Source organism: Exiguobacterium sp. s131, from assembly GCF_018617345.1.
GTDB classification, from domain to species: Bacteria; Bacillota; Bacilli; order Exiguobacteriales; family Exiguobacteriaceae; genus Exiguobacterium; species Exiguobacterium profundum.
Window position 1 is genome coordinate 1,374,552 of the sequence record NZ_JACSJX010000001.1, and the last position, 14,187, is coordinate 1,388,738.

Here is a 14,187-nt window from a genome sequence, read left to right on the forward strand (position 1 = left end):
CCCTCTATAGTTGACTACGCTTTCATTTTAGCGAAAAACCATCTAAAAAGAAATGACTCCGTCAAAAAAGCGACCAAGAATGATCTCGGTCGCTTAATTCATTCCATTCAATGCGTCGCGTGCAATCACGTCCGCTCGATTCTCCGCTCGTGGGACCCATTTTAAGAACACGGTCGGCAATTCATCGTAGGCAATCAGTGCTTTCAGAAACAGAGGCTTCGCCGAAGCATCTTTCATGAAACGTTGCTCTAGTGCGCGAACAATCACTTCGGCGTCGGAATACAGCATGAATGAGGTTTCACCTTTTAATGCATGCGCTTGTTCCAGTGCATAAGCACATGCAGCCAATTCCGCATGAACGCTTGTCAATCCTTGCATGCGACGTTTAAACGTCGATACGGTACCGTCGGAAGACTTGATCCACACACCGATTCCATTATCTCCAGTCGTCTGATTGGTGGCCGCGTCAAAATAGATGTGAACCAAACCGGTACGCCTCCCAATCCGTGTTGACAGGAGCATGGATATCAATCTGTGACAGTCGTTTCGACAAGAGCGCGATTTCTTCATGACCGTCTAGTTTTTTTGCATATTTTTGATGGGGCGCTTCGAGTGTTTCATTTTGAACATGCATATAAAGCGTCTCAATCGTATCGTAATGCTGAATTAAAATCGTCGCCGTCTTCGGACCGATGCCACGTACACCTGGGATGTTATCCGAAGAGTCTCCCTGCAATGCCTTCACGTCGACAAACTGATATGGTTTCACGCCATACATCAATTCAAAAGAAGCTTCATTGACGAGCTGCTCCTCACCTTTTTTTGGCATGATTTGAAACACGTTCGGAGACAACAACTGAAGTAAATCGCGGTCCGAGGAATAGAGATATGATTCACCAGGGAACGCTGTCGCGACTGCGCCCATCAAATCATCCGCTTCATATCCCGTCAACTCGGATTGTAAGATACCTCGTTCATCCAAAGCGGCCCTCAATTTCAAATAGTCTTCGAAAAGTGGTTCCGGGAGTCCATTACGCGTTGCTTTATATTCAGGATACATCGCATAACGGTGGGTAGACTCTCGTGTCCCGTCCCAAAAGAAAGCGATATGGGAAAAGTCTGTCGTCCAGGAATCCACCTTTCGAAGTAATCCTTTCACAGTCACTTCCGGATCTTGTGCTCGTCTTCGCTCCGTCGCAAAATAATAACGGGACAACAAATTAAATCCGTCAACTAGAATAAGCTTCATCTTGCTCCACCTCACATGCTTTTAATCCCCGTGCTAGTGCATCTTGGTCTAGTTCCTTCCCAATCCAAACAAATACGGAACGGTCCCCTTCATGCACCTCATTTGCAAATGTCGCGCCCATCAACTGATTCGTCGCTTGAATGACAAACTTGCGCTCCTCATCCTGTAAGCGGACAATCGCCTTCATCCGATACATCTCATCCTCGTAGTGCATCAAGACTTCACGAACGTAACGGGTCACGCGCTCCCGAGACAATGGACGCTCGGCACTCAACGTGATGGCACGAAGGGAGGAGACCGATTCACTCGTCTCTGTCAGTTGACTCAACTTCTGTTCATCGACACGTGACAGTTGGAACGTATTTTCAAGTAATTCGTAATCGCCTTCTGTTTGAATCGTCTCTACAATCCTTACCGTCGGATTGAGTTGCTCGATTCGGCGGCGTGCTTGATTGAGTTCATCCGACGACACTAAATCGGTTTTATTTAACAAGATGAGATCGGCATAAGCGATTTGATGAATCCCTTCTTTGAACAGTTCACGATCCATTTGACTGGCATCCACAACCGTCAAGATGGCATTCATTTTGAAGTGTTGTCGCAAATATTCATCATAGTAAATCGTCTGAATGATTGGTGCGGGATCCGCGACACCGGTCGTCTCGATGATGACCCGGTCGAATGTTTCTTGCTTTGCAGCCAATTGATAGAACGTCTTACTCAAATCATTTTGGATAGAACAGCAAATACATCCGTTTGAGAGTTCGATTTGCTCTTGGTCCATCTTGACGATCAATTGTTCATCGATATTTATCGCGCCGAGCTCGTTGACGATCAGACAAATCTTTTCATCCGTCGCCGCTAGTAAGCGGTTCATATACGTTGTCTTGCCTGCTCCTAAAAACCCGGTCACTAATTGTACGGGAATCATGATACCACCCTTTTCTTACAAATCTTCGTGCGCGCGAGCCCATTTCTCATAACGCGCATCCAATAAATCAATCAAGTGAAGCATCCAAGCCTCCGTCGTCATCGGGAGGACACTCGATCCCCACTCACGTTTCCCATGATGTGATAAAATCATGTGCCAGATTCGATGGTGGACATCCAATGGCAGTCGCGTCGACGTCTGGCGTAACGTTTCTTCAAACAATAGCCCACCGTATGGCATATGCCCGATTAGTGTGCCCATCGGGTTGATGGAGATGCCGGTCGTTTCACTTGTGCCCTCAACAGGAGATAACTTCTCAAAACGATTCGGACTAGATAACAGATGACTGTATTCATATATTTTTCCGATGTCGTGGAAGAGGATTCCAAGTGCGAGTTCATCCCAATTCAACGGTTCTTTCCGCTCGGCCATCGCTTCACAGGCGGCATACAGCGATTCAAACGTTCCTTTATATGCCTGTTCGATTTTAACACCGTTCATCGTATTCCAAAGGTCGACTTTGTGCAACTGCTCCGCTTCTTTGATAACACGAAACACCATCGCCAAATAGTCATCTTGCTCTTGAATCCGATAGCCGAGACGAAGCATACACACGGTATGCTTCAATAGACCTCCCGCATAGTTATGATGGTGGTAGAGTGCCGCTGGCGATAGTACGAAATCATCCCAAACGAAATCAAGGAGGCCGTAGGCGATCTGTTGATAGGTCGGTGACAACGTATCAATCAAACTGAACAATTCATCCGCAAACTGCTCCATCGTCTCATCCCCTGGCAAGCCTGGTAATAACGAGATTGCCTCATCTTTTGAGATAGGATGGACGCGGTCAATCGTAATCGATTTGGCGCCATCCGGTTTTGGATAGACATCGATTTTCCCGGACAATTCGATGACACCCGATTCATAGATTGGAAGTAGTTCACTCTCATTTCCACGTAGCCAATGTTTGGCACGCATCATCCCGTTCGACGTCGTAACACTTAGTTGAAGCCATTTCGCACCATTCTTTCCTTCTCTAACCTCGACTGTACTGACGAGCGCTTTTGTTTGGACAGGGGTCCCATCGGCTAACTGGTCTAAACGTTCCTTTGATTTGTCTATTTGCGGTATTTGAAATCGATCACGGTTCATTGATGAACCGATGACTGGATCAATTTGTTGATAATAGTTCATAATCATTCCCTCCTCGCATCTTCTGACATTGTATCGTGTTTCCGCTCATAAGGCGAACATACTTTCTAGTAGGGTCATGATTTCACATTCATTATATTGAAAGCGCTTACGATTATTGATACGATAAAGGTAGTTCGATAAAGGGGGAAACGAGAATGATTTCATTAATCGATACGTATGAGCGTTTCATCGCCTCGGGGGAAGCGACACGTTATGCACAAGAACAACAATCCATTGAACATATTCTAAAAGCGTCAACTTGTCCGGTGGGCATGCAGGACTTAGAACTGTCACTCACGCATCTTTCCGGTAATCCATATGCTAAAGATGCATCACTCGACAAAATTGTCGAACATGAGATGAAAGGGGCCATGGCGGCGCTTGAGCTTTCTGGTTACCCACTTCAGACACCGCTAGCGAAAGCAGTCATCTTGTCTGCGTTCGCTCGAACGAACCGACTCAATATTGATAAGCTAAAAGAACTGAGCCACGCCGACCTTCTCGTCCGAATTCAATCGGCAGAGCGCGCTTGGAAGCGGACATACACATTGTTACACCGTTCGACGCCGATTCAGATTTGTGGTCAAATGGATTCACTCCTCGGTGGATGCGCCATTCAACGCGTTCTTGAGGCAATCAAACAACCGGGAACGACAAAAACAGCATAAGAAAAGGAGCGGTCCCCGGGCCGCTCCTTTTCTTATGCTCATCCTTCTGTTACTTCAACTGCATCCGGCTCATATAGCGTCACGTTACGTGCCGGAGAGAAAGTCGAAATCGCATGTTTATAGATCAATTGTTGACGACCTTCCGACTCGACGATGACGGTAAAGTTATCAAATGACTTGATGACACCTCGAATTTGAAACCCGCTCACTAAAAATACGGTCGTTGGCACCATTTCTTTTCGGAGTTGATTCAAAAAATGGTCTTGGATGTTGTAGCTCGCTTTCATGCTGGATTCCCCCTAGTCTTTATCTCTTTAAAATAATCGGAATTTTCGAAAAAACCCCTCTACATCATCATAAATATTTTTATATGATAGTTCAAATGATTTTCGCCCCATATCCACCCAAATTCCATCAAATTGATGACGGAACCACGTCAATTGACGCTTTGCAAACTGTCTCGTATGTTGTTTCAGCAAGTCTGTCGCTCGATCTTTCGAGACATGTCCCTCAACATATGGAATGATTTCCTTATATCCGATGGCTCGCATCGCCTGCGTATCTCGATATCCTTTCGCCATCAAACCCTTTACTTCCTCTACAAGTCCTGCTTCCATCATCGCATCGACCCGTTGATTGATTCGGTCATAAAGAAGTTCCCGGTCAGCATGGAGGACAAATAATCGATAATCGTAATGTTCGGACGGCGTACTATCTGTCGTCTGCGTATCGCCTTGCATCGCTACTTCGAGCGCTCGCACGACGCGACGGACATTATTCGGGTGAATCGTAGCCGCACGTTCCGGATCAAGTTGAACTAATCTTTGATGTAACGCCTCACGTCCTTCGACTTCTGCCAACCGTTCGAGATCAGCCCGCAACGCCTCATCCACAGGTCGCTCCACGAATTCATAGTCATATAAAATCGAGCGAATGTATAATCCTGTTCCTCCGACAATAATCGGTAATTTGCCACGGGCATAAATATCATCGATGGCGGCACGAGCCAACTGTTGAAAAGCTGCGACACTCATGGCATCATCCGGGTCGCAAATATCGATCAAATGATGCGGGATCCCTTCGGCCTCTTCTTTCGTCACTTTTGCTGAACCGATGTCCATACCCCGGTATACTTGAACCGAGTCACCCGAGACGATCTCGCCGTCGAACGCTTTTGCGAGTTCGATGCCCGTCTTCGTTTTGCCAACAGCGGTCGGACCGACGATGACGACGACAGGTGTTTTTTTCATACTTCTCACTCCTCAATTAAAAACCCGTCTCCTCGCGAGACGGGCCATCAAATTCTTCTTTTTATTCTATCATCAAATACGACGGCAAACAGCATCCAACCACATAAAAGTAATCCGAGTAATAACACGAGACCATCACTCATCTGCTTTCGCCTCCTTTAGCTTCCTCATTCCCACTTTTCACATTTTAGACACAAAAGCAACTGTAAAAAAGCACACTCAACAAAAAGTGCGCATTCCATCATCATCATCATCATTCAAAACAAATATTCAATCGTCATCTATTAACCTCTGAACCAATCCCAAAAATGAGCGCCTTGGGCGACAATCAAATAGTCGAACCAGCGTGTATAATCCATCGGAAGTTTTTCGGTGTCATCTGTGTAAGTCAAAAATTCTCCAACCCAGATGTAGTTTTCATGTTCATTGACGACCTCGCAAACAATCCATTCCCCATCTCTCCCGGCTCCGACGGGAATGAATTGTTCAGGACACTCCCATATTTCCCGATACTCGATCATTTCATCTACACTAAAAAGTCGGATTCCTCCACCGTATGTCGGATGAACAAATAGGTCAGCGCCATTATGTGTCTTCAAGAATTGAATAATGTCGTTTGGCATCATTTGCTTCAATCGCTTGATTTCAACTTCCATCGCAGGCTCACTGAATGAAAAGTGTAACGTGGCTACAAATCCCTCTTCATTTTGTATTTCAATCTGATTATTTACGAGCCTACTTTTCAACGTTTCAAGTGCAATCATCAACTCAACCCCACTTTTTGAGAATTAACGATATTCGTACCGTATCTTTCATTTCCACTTTTCTAAAGTATTGCATATATCGACCTTTCAGCGTTCAATAAAAAAGGACATCGGGCACGACTTGATCGCGTCCGATGTCCTCGAATCGTTTTTTTAATTCTTCATGAAGCAATTTCTATCGTCTGTTTCGTACGTTTGACAGAAACGATGAAATACAGGATTGCCGTACCGCTCGCCGCCCACCAAACCATGTCATACCATCCATTCATCAGTCCAGCCATCCCAACCATCGCCGGGACAATCAGCGTCAACCATGATAATACGAGGGCGACACGTGCTGTGATGGTCTCGTTCGGTTTCCCGAGTCCCATTCCAAAAAAGAACAGCGCCCAAAGGAATGACCAGAAGAACCACGTCAATGCCCCCGTCGGATCACTTTCTGCAATCGCCATCACACCGTAAAAAGCAGCTGCAATCGAAACGAATAATGAGAACCAGCCAACGCCACGTCCGTCTAAATTCAAAATAAACGTCACCCCTACATATAAATAAGTGAACGCAAATAGATAGATACTCGCAAGACCGAATTGCTCTTCTGGACTCGCCCCAATCAATAACCATGTGGCGATAAACGTTTGTAAAAGTCCCGTAAACAAACTAAAAAATCCTGCGCTCTTGCTATCCACTTTCCCGAGAAGAACGAGACTATTTAAAAACAGTGCGACACCACCGAATAGTAAACTTACATTACCCACACTCATTACCCCCTTTGTACAGATGTCTGACCTTTAATCTACTGTATCACTTTAGCTTGAATTCGCTTTCAGTGCAAGGGGATTTTTAAGTGTTCACGAGAACGCCACGCCTTACTCGTTCTCAAGGGTTTGGATGGCCTCGTCAATTCGCTCTTGTTCCTCATCCGTGAAAGTCGGATACTGTGGATCAATCCGTTCAAGAACTTCAATCATGACTGACGAAATAATTAAACGACTATACCACTCATCATCTGCCGGCAACACATACCAGGGTGAGACTTCCGTTGATGTGTGCGACAACATCTCGGCAAAGATTCCTTGATATTCTTCCCAATGCTGCCGCTCTTCGATGTCACTGAAGGAGAATTCCCAATTCTTTTTCGGATCCTTTAATCGTTCAAGCAAACGGTCTCGTTGTTTATCTTTAGATACATTGAAAAAGAACTTGATGACTTCGAATCCGTTTTCCTGTAAATAGCGTTCATAATCGTTGATTTGACGATATCGCATCTGCCAGACCTCTTCCTGGTCCATTTCCTCCGGAAGTACTTCGTCCCCCAACAAATCATGGACACGTGGCGCAATGACCTCTTCGTAATGGGATCGGTTTAAAATTCCGACCTGTCCTCTTTCTGGTAACAAATCATGCATTCGCCACAGATAGTCGTGCTTTTTCTCCGTATCGGAAGGTTTTTGAAACGCATTCGTCTTCAGTCCTTGGGCGTTCAAATTTGAAAAGATATAGCTGATCGCCTCATCTTTTCCACCCGCATCAAGCGCCTGCAAGACGACGATAATCCCTTTCTTACTCTCGGCATATAATCGCCAATGTAGTTCTTTCAATCGCTCGACACTGTTCGGAATGAGTTCAGTCGTCAAGGTGTCATCCTCCGGTTTGTCTGAAACAGTCGTTGGAATATCATCTAATTGAATCTTGCTGTTCGGTGACACAATAAATTCCTTCGTGTTCATACTCGTTCTCCTTTTCGCTCGACGTTCAACCTTGATTTACCCAAAAACTGCATATGAAAATCCCTTCCGAAAATTTCGGAAGGGATGTTGAGAACTTAGTAGATTCCGACAGCGTCAAATGATTTCGCAGCTGATACCGCTTGCGGACTTGTCGCACCGTAAAGGTCTTTTGCAGATTGTACGACCGCTTGACGAAGGCTTGAGAAGTTAGACGTTGGTGTCAAGTAAACATTGAGGGCACGGTAGTAAATATCCCCCATCGCCATGACTCCCACACCTTGTACCGATACGCCGTAGTGTGATCCACCATTACCTAAGAGGTATGCCGCTTTGTTGACGATACCTGAGTTGATGTGAACCCCACCATTATCTTGTGTGCCTGTGTAACGTTTCGAGTAGTGATCTGGGTCACCGTATGCAGCCGGGTTCGCCATCGAACGAAGTCCGTCGCCTGCTACACCTGGTGTGTAGATGTCTTCTCCTACCAACCAGTCGAAGTTAGTGCCGACGCTATATTCCGCCACTGTACCTAGGATATCCGATACTGCTTCGTTGATCGCCCCGGACTCGTTTTGATAGATCAGTCCTGCCGTGTATTCCGTGACCGCGTGAGTCAATTCGTGAGCGACTACGTCAAGTGCACCTGAAAGATACGTGAACGTTTGACCGTCTCCGTCTCCGTATACCATCTTACTTCCGTCCCAGAACGCATTGTTGTAGCTACGGCTATAGTGAACCGTTGAGTTCAATGCAGCTCCGGCGTTGTCATAGCTGTTTCGTCCGTAAGTGTTTTTGTAGAAATCATATGTCTTTGTCGCGTTGACGTGTGCAGAGACAGCGGCACGGTCATAAGTCGTGTTCAAGACGTTATCCACGTCAGCCCATAGCGAACCTGGGAGTGTCGTACGGTTTTTCGCATCGTACGTATAGATTCCCTTTCCACGCGTTGAATCTTGGAGATAATAGTAAGATCCGCTCTTCGTTGTCTTGAACGTTTGGCTGTAGCCGAGAACATCGATTCCCGTTCCCGTATATGTCGTACCTGTCACACCGTTCGTCGGTCTCGCGTGAGCTAACTGGTCAAATTTATTAAGTACCTCACCCGTTCCAGCATCGATGAAGTATGTCCAGCGTGACGGCTCTTCCGCTTCAAGGATCGTTCCGGTCACTTGATATGCATAAACCGACTTCTCACCTTTTGGATAAACAATCAATTCCGCTTCCGGTTCGAGCTCGAAGGCCCCTTTATGTCCGACAAGCTTTTTGTAACTCGCGATGGCTTTCTTTTCAGTTAACTTGATCGACTTATGTAGGTTCTTGACCGATTTCGCATCATCCACGACTGTCTTCAATTGACCCGCTTCATCTACGACACCGACTACCACACCACCGAATACTGGCACGCCATCAACTGTCTGTTGGAGCTTAACCACTTTCCCGACTTTGTCTGATTTCGACTCGATCGTCTTGAACTCACCTTTTGATTTGACGTACTCTTTTACAATCGTTGTCGGTGCACTTTCTGATGGTTTCGTCAGAGTGCCTGACTTCAATTCTGCCGCACCGACCAATTGTGGTACGAGCAATACGCCTGCGATTAATGATGTAGAAACAACTTTTTTCATGTGTTTACCTCCTTTGTGATGATTCTTACTTTACACACTTTCCCACAAAGGCTGTATCCACCTTTTTAATTATTTTGATAATTCATAATATTGAGTATTTAGAACCATTCATTCTATTTACGACCTAATTTTATCCAAAAAAAATTCGTGCTCCTTAGGAAAGGAGCACGAATCATTAATACACATCTTTTTGGGTAAAGTGGTAAAACGCATACGCCAAGGCGGCCATTGACCAAATGAGAATGACGAGGAGCGAAAACGGTAACGTCATCCCATCGATTGGGGGAGCCTGTCCTTCCAAATAGGTATGAAGGCCGAAGTTGACGTTCACCAGGTATTTCGAGCTATCCCAGTTTGAGCCAAGCGATGTCAAGAGTGGCCCTGAGATGAGGACAGCCATCATGATTCCGATTCCAGTCGCCGTATTTTTCACCAAAACGGAAATCATGAGAGAGATTGTCCCGACCGCAGCCACCACGAGCCATGAAAGCCCCATCGACATAAGCAAGTACTCCCACATCGGCAACGTATGCACAAAGTCGGTCGAGAAGGTTCCGGTCGGCGAGGCTTGGAAACCGGTCAAAATCGGAGCATTCCATCCGTCCCAGCCGAGAACGATGCCGGATATGGCGTAACTGACGACGGCGGTCACAAATATTAAGATCGATGTATAAAGGAGCGTCGTCAGCCATTTGGCGAGTAAGATCTTATATCGCCGGACCGGTCGCGATAACAACGTCTTAATCGTTCCATCGTTATGTTCTCCGCTCACGATATCTGCCACCAATACAATAATGAACAGCGGTAGGACAAGCGTAGTCCCTTGGGAGAAGAAGACACGCATAAACGTCGGAGCTCCCGGATAATTCGGATTGATATCATTATCAAGATAATACTGATTCTGTTGGACTTGGAACTCAAGAATCTGCCGAAACTCGTCTTGGACGTTCGCGGAGGCGAGTCGGTTTTGTGTATCGATGATCTCTTGCTGGAGATCGACACGCCAATCAATCGTTCCTTGTTCTTCGCGTTGTTTCTCGATTTGACGATAGTTCGCATACGTGAACATCGAAACAAGCACGATCAGGATGATGGAGACGACCATCAATCTGCGTTTCCGATGAATCTTGAGCACTTCATTACGAATGAGACCGAGCATCGATGGATTAGGCAATGTGATCACCGCCTGTCAATGTGATGAAGAGGTCCTCTAACGTTTGGACTCGGCGCTCGAGTCCGAACACCTCGACATCTCTTTCCATCAAATATCGATTCAACTTCGCCGTCTCTTCCACGTTCATGGAAATACGAATCGTTCGCTCGTCCACCACGTCCGCTTGGTCGATTCCTTCGTACCCTTGAACGATCGGCAATACTTCGAAGCTATTCGTTACATGTAAGTCGACCGTTGACGCGAGTTCTTCAATCAAAGCATGGACCGTCCCCACCTTGACAATCTTGCCTCGCGACATGATGGCGACTCGGTCCGCTAGTAGTTCAATCTCGGCCAGGATATGACTCGATACGAGAACACTCAGTCCCGTTTCTTCAACGAGTCGACGAATGAAAAGTCGTAAATCTCGAATCCCCATCGGATCGAGCCCGTTCGTCGGCTCATCCAAGATCAGCACCCGTGGATTGTTTAATAGCGCCTGGGCAATCCCGAGTCGCTGTCGCATCCCGAGAGAGTACGTCTTCACTTTATCATCGATTCGAGCAGTCAAATCGACGAGGTCAATGACTTCCTGGATTCGCTTATCATCGACGCCAGGTAACATGCGTGCGAACGCTTCTAAGTTCTCACGTCCGGATAAAAACTTATACAGCTCTGGATTCTCGACGATTGCGCCGATTTGATTCATCGCTTGGACAAATTGTTTGTCGACACGATACCCACAAATCGATACATTACCTTTCGTCGGTTTGATCAAGCCAACAATCATTCGAATCGTCGTCGTCTTCCCGGCGCCGTTCGGTCCTAAAAATCCGAAGACCTCACCCGGGTAGACGTCTAACGAAATGTTATCGATAATCGTCTTTTTTCCAATCACTTTTGTAAGTTGATGTAGCTTTAACGTCGGTTCCATTGTCTCACCTCTTTCTTTATTCTATCGGACAAAAGTGAATCTGTCCTATTCGAACATTCACATAGGGCACATCCATTTATATTTGATATGATGTTCATATAGAAAGCGAGGTCAGCCCATGAAACAGTCGAAATGGTATGCATTTTTAAGTGGCGCCGTTCTTTTAACGGGAATCGCCTTATATGGTCTATGGATTGGCTATCAGGATATCGTCAATCCGCCGGAGCGAACACTTTCCGTCTCCGAAGACGAACGCCCTGAACCACAAGGAGACGTCTACGTCGCATTAGGCGATTCGTTGACACGTGGTGTCGGGTCAACATCAGGCGCAGGATATGTACAGCCTGTCAGCACTGCTCTTGAAGAAGAAGGCGTACGTACGCAAAACCTTGCCGTGTCTGGGGCACGAACAGAAGATTTGCTCACACAACTCGAGCAACCTGAAGTGCGTCGGACGATCGAAAACGCACGATATATCACGTTGACCATCGGTGGAAACGATTTGTTCAACCGTGGAGAAAACGTCGATAACTTCGAATCCGTCGATATTCAACAAGTGGTCAGGGATGCGAAAACGAATTTAGAAACGATTTTCACTGAAATTCGTTCGCTCAACGATTCGGCAACCATCGTGTATATCGGTCTATACAATCCGTTTCAAAATGATGAGAATGGACAAGCATTCAATCAGCTCATCCTCGATTGGAACGCATCCGCGAAACAATTGGCGAATGCGCAGAATATCGATGTGATCGACCCGTTCGCCTACATCTCTGACTTATCAAGAGACCTTGCGACCGACCAGTTCCACCCGAGTGACCGTACGTATGAGAAATTCGCGAATGATGTACTCTTCGTTCTCGAATGAACAAAATCCTCGTCAAGCTGACGAGGATTTTTTACTTCTCATATCGAACAATCCACTGTTCCCCTTGTTTCATCATGCCCGTCCCGATCCAACCAGTTTGGAGTAACTCAACTTGTTTCATCCGTTCTTTCATCGGCACATCCATCACTTCTGATGTGGGATGCCACGAACGATGCATCTCTTTGTAAAAGATATAGCGGAGTTTCCCGCCATACTTTTCTTTCAACGCCCCAATTCGGAGTCCAAGCGTGAACTTGTCTTTCATGCTTGGAATATTGAACGGTGCGACAGTCGCACAGACGACATCGAAACGGTTATCCGATTCAACTTGTTTCATTAGTAGTTTGCCCAAATGTGTCTGTAGTCCATATCCACGGAAGTCTGGATGGACGTTCGTCACTTCCTGATACAGGACACGTTCAAGCGAATGCTCCGGCCATCCGATATCTCGCCCTAGATGCTCCGCATCAATCGGTGGGATGAGCATCGCTCGGAACGCGATAATCCGACCATCTGCTTTTGCCCCAATCAACGTCTGATCCGTCAACAGTTTCATGAACTCTTCAACCGATAACGATTGATAGTGCTCCGGTTCAGCCAACTCCTGAATGACCGTATCTTGAACGGCTAACAGTTCCGGTAAATCCGACAAGCCTAGGACGCATACATGAAGTGAAAGGTCTTTGATCTCACCTTGCCACATGCGACTCATCTCCAACCACGTAAGATTCCGTCGTCAATTCACGTAACACGTCCTCATCGACGTCAATACCGAGTCCCGGACGATTGTTCAGCGAGATGATTGGTAAATCATATAATAAGTTTCCGACATCTTTCCCGAATCGGAGCGGGCCCGTCAACTCGACCGTCTTCACGATTTTACTCGAGAAAGCGACGTGGAATCCTGCACTCGATGCAATAGAGGATTCGACCATGGAACCGATCTGGCATTCGATTCCGGACATTTCCGCCATATGGACCAACTTCTTCGCTGGATAGATGCCACCACACTTCATCAGCTTGATGTTCGCTTTATGGGCTGCTTGCATCATCGTCAAGCGTCTCATATCGTGAACGTCTTTCAGCCCTTCATCCATCATGAGCGGGACGGAAATTTTTTGTTTCACTTCGAGCATGCCTTCAAAATCATCCGCCTTGACCGGTTGTTCGACCCAATCGATGCCATACGGTTCGAGTAGACGCATGGCTTGAACCGTATTGGCCGCGTTGATCCATCCCTGGTTAACGTCGACTCGAATCGGCACGTCATTTCCTACCGCTTCCCGTACCGCCTTGACACGCGCCACATCCGTTTGCACATCGACTCCGACCTTCATCTTCACCGCCGTATAGCCTCGTTTCATTTGTTCGAGTGCCTCTTGTGCCATATGGTTCGGCTCTCCGATACTCAAGACGTGCGTGACTGGGAATGACTCATGGTACCGACCGCCAATCCATTCGTAGATGGGTTGATTCAGCTTTTTCCCGATCACATCATGACAGGCGATATCGAGTGCTGCTTTGGCAGCCGGAACACCACGAATCGCACGGTCCATCTCGTCATGAATATGCTCCAAGTGCATCGGATTTTTTCCGATTAAGAGCGGAGCCAATAGATGACGGAGTACACTGACCGTGCTCTCAGCGGACTCACCCGTCACATGCTCATCCGCCACGGCTTCTCCATAACCGACAAGTCCACATGCGGTTGTCATTTTGACGATGACAGAAGGCATATCATCATAACGGTGATAACTGACGATGAATGGTACCTTTAATGGAAAGCGAACCGAGAAAATTTCTATTTTTTGAATATTCATGTTC

Annotated in this window: 16 protein-coding genes; 2 read left to right on the plus strand and 14 right to left on the minus strand. The window is 46.6% G+C overall.

The window, feature by feature from the left end:
• Positions 1-93 precede the first annotated feature (93 nt).
• The 4 genes from KNO69_RS07110 to KNO69_RS07125 are packed head-to-tail and all read right to left on the minus strand — an operon-like array spanning position 94 to position 3,374.
• The gene (locus tag KNO69_RS07110; RefSeq protein WP_074037105.1) at positions 94-486 is read right to left on the minus strand and encodes a reverse transcriptase-like protein; all 393 of its coding nucleotides are present in this window, start codon (positions 484-486) and stop codon (positions 94-96) included.
• On the minus strand, positions 467-1,249 hold the full coding sequence (locus KNO69_RS07115; protein WP_078146820.1) for a 5'-3' exonuclease: 783 nt from the start codon (positions 1,247-1,249) through the stop codon (positions 467-469). Before KNO69_RS07115 ends, KNO69_RS07110 begins: the two co-directional genes overlap by 20 nt.
• Positions 1,230-2,180 carry a CobW family GTP-binding protein gene (locus tag KNO69_RS07120; protein ID WP_214817033.1) on the minus strand — a complete coding sequence of 317 codons (951 nt, stop codon included), beginning with the start codon at positions 2,178-2,180 and terminating at the stop codon, positions 1,230-1,232. Before KNO69_RS07120 ends, KNO69_RS07115 begins: the two co-directional genes overlap by 20 nt.
• Positions 2,181-2,195: 15 nt before the next feature.
• Positions 2,196-3,374, minus strand: a complete 1,179-nt coding sequence (locus KNO69_RS07125) for an HD domain-containing protein (protein ID WP_214817036.1) — start codon at positions 3,372-3,374, stop codon at positions 2,196-2,198.
• A 155-nt stretch (positions 3,375-3,529) separates the two neighbouring features.
• Here KNO69_RS07125 and KNO69_RS07130 point away from each other — a divergent pair, with 155 nt between their 5' ends.
• The gene (locus KNO69_RS07130; protein WP_214817038.1) at positions 3,530-4,042 is read left to right on the plus strand and encodes a hypothetical protein; all 513 of its coding nucleotides are present in this window, start codon (positions 3,530-3,532) and stop codon (positions 4,040-4,042) included.
• A gap of 38 nt (positions 4,043-4,080) precedes the next feature.
• On the opposite strand, the gene hfq is transcribed toward KNO69_RS07130, so the two are convergent.
• The 8 genes from hfq to KNO69_RS07170 all read right to left on the minus strand — a co-directional run bounded on the left by hfq (position 4,081) and on the right by KNO69_RS07170 (position 11,495).
• Positions 4,081-4,329, minus strand: a complete 249-nt coding sequence (gene hfq / locus KNO69_RS07135; RefSeq protein ID WP_012726185.1) for an RNA chaperone Hfq — start codon at positions 4,327-4,329, stop codon at positions 4,081-4,083.
• A 27-nt stretch (positions 4,330-4,356) separates the two neighbouring features.
• Positions 4,357-5,292, minus strand: a complete 936-nt coding sequence (gene miaA / locus KNO69_RS07140; protein WP_214817041.1) for a tRNA (adenosine(37)-N6)-dimethylallyltransferase MiaA — start codon at positions 5,290-5,292, stop codon at positions 4,357-4,359.
• 284 nt (positions 5,293-5,576) lie between these two features.
• A complete protein-coding gene (locus KNO69_RS07145; RefSeq protein WP_214817044.1) occupies positions 5,577-6,056 on the minus strand; it encodes an SMI1/KNR4 family protein in 480 nt (159 codons plus the stop codon).
• A 161-nt stretch (positions 6,057-6,217) separates the two neighbouring features.
• Entirely contained in the window at positions 6,218-6,811 is a 594-nt protein-coding gene (locus tag KNO69_RS07150; RefSeq protein ID WP_214817046.1) for an AmiS/UreI family transporter, read from the minus strand.
• A 111-nt stretch (positions 6,812-6,922) separates the two neighbouring features.
• Complete coding sequence (locus KNO69_RS07155; RefSeq protein WP_078146815.1) at positions 6,923-7,783, minus strand: PPK2 family polyphosphate kinase; 861 nt, start codon at positions 7,781-7,783, stop codon at positions 6,923-6,925.
• A 95-nt stretch (positions 7,784-7,878) separates the two neighbouring features.
• Positions 7,879-9,408 carry a M4 family metallopeptidase gene (locus tag KNO69_RS07160; protein WP_214817051.1) on the minus strand — a complete coding sequence of 510 codons (1,530 nt, stop codon included), beginning with the start codon at positions 9,406-9,408 and terminating at the stop codon, positions 7,879-7,881.
• A gap of 175 nt (positions 9,409-9,583) precedes the next feature.
• Positions 9,584-10,582 carry an ABC transporter permease gene (locus KNO69_RS07165; protein WP_251124883.1) on the minus strand — a complete coding sequence of 333 codons (999 nt, stop codon included), beginning with the start codon at positions 10,580-10,582 and terminating at the stop codon, positions 9,584-9,586.
• On the minus strand, positions 10,575-11,495 hold the full coding sequence (locus tag KNO69_RS07170; protein ID WP_012726176.1) for an ABC transporter ATP-binding protein: 921 nt from the start codon (positions 11,493-11,495) through the stop codon (positions 10,575-10,577). Before KNO69_RS07170 ends, KNO69_RS07165 begins: the two co-directional genes overlap by 8 nt.
• 118 nt (positions 11,496-11,613) lie before the next feature.
• Between KNO69_RS07170 and KNO69_RS07175 the strand changes: the two genes are divergently transcribed.
• A complete protein-coding gene (locus tag KNO69_RS07175) occupies positions 11,614-12,363 on the plus strand; it encodes a GDSL-type esterase/lipase family protein (RefSeq protein WP_214817054.1) in 750 nt (249 codons plus the stop codon).
• A 31-nt stretch (positions 12,364-12,394) separates the two neighbouring features.
• Here KNO69_RS07175 and KNO69_RS07180 read toward each other — a convergent pair whose 3' ends face one another.
• Both KNO69_RS07180 and KNO69_RS07185 read right to left on the minus strand, forming a co-directional pair.
• Positions 12,395-13,066: a hypothetical protein gene (locus KNO69_RS07180; protein WP_214817056.1), complete on the minus strand. Its 672-nt coding sequence runs from the start codon at positions 13,064-13,066 to the stop codon at positions 12,395-12,397.
• A complete protein-coding gene (locus tag KNO69_RS07185) occupies positions 13,053-14,183 on the minus strand; it encodes a mandelate racemase/muconate lactonizing enzyme family protein (protein ID WP_214817060.1) in 1,131 nt (376 codons plus the stop codon). Before KNO69_RS07185 ends, KNO69_RS07180 begins: the two co-directional genes overlap by 14 nt.
• Positions 14,184-14,187 lie beyond the last annotated feature (4 nt).

Coding starts and splice junctions, on each gene's coding strand:
- KNO69_RS07115 (WP_078146820.1), bottom strand. CDS start 1,249: ATGAAGCTTATTCTAGTTGACGGATTTAATTTGTTGTCCCGTTATTAT.
- KNO69_RS07120 (WP_214817033.1), bottom strand. CDS start 2,180: ATGATTCCCGTACAATTAGTGACCGGGTTTTTAGGAGCAGGCAAGACA.
- KNO69_RS07125 (WP_214817036.1), bottom strand. CDS start 3,374: ATGAACTATTATCAACAAATTGATCCAGTCATCGGTTCATCAATGAAC.
- KNO69_RS07130 (WP_214817038.1), top strand. CDS start 3,530: ATGATTTCATTAATCGATACGTATGAGCGTTTCATCGCCTCGGGGGAA.
- hfq (WP_012726185.1), bottom strand. CDS start 4,329: ATGAAAGCGAGCTACAACATCCAAGACCATTTTTTGAATCAACTCCGA.
- miaA (WP_214817041.1), bottom strand. CDS start 5,292: ATGAAAAAAACACCTGTCGTCGTCATCGTCGGTCCGACCGCTGTTGGC.
- KNO69_RS07145 (WP_214817044.1), bottom strand. CDS start 6,056: ATGATTGCACTTGAAACGTTGAAAAGTAGGCTCGTAAATAATCAGATT.
- KNO69_RS07155 (WP_078146815.1), bottom strand. CDS start 7,783: ATGAACACGAAGGAATTTATTGTGTCACCGAACAGCAAGATTCAATTA.
- KNO69_RS07160 (WP_214817051.1), bottom strand. CDS start 9,408: ATGAAAAAAGTTGTTTCTACATCATTAATCGCAGGCGTATTGCTCGTA.
- KNO69_RS07170 (WP_012726176.1), bottom strand. CDS start 11,495: ATGGAACCGACGTTAAAGCTACATCAACTTACAAAAGTGATTGGAAAA.
- KNO69_RS07175 (WP_214817054.1), top strand. CDS start 11,614: ATGAAACAGTCGAAATGGTATGCATTTTTAAGTGGCGCCGTTCTTTTA.
- KNO69_RS07180 (WP_214817056.1), bottom strand. CDS start 13,066: ATGTGGCAAGGTGAGATCAAAGACCTTTCACTTCATGTATGCGTCCTA.
- KNO69_RS07185 (WP_214817060.1), bottom strand. CDS start 14,183: ATGAATATTCAAAAAATAGAAATTTTCTCGGTTCGCTTTCCATTAAAG.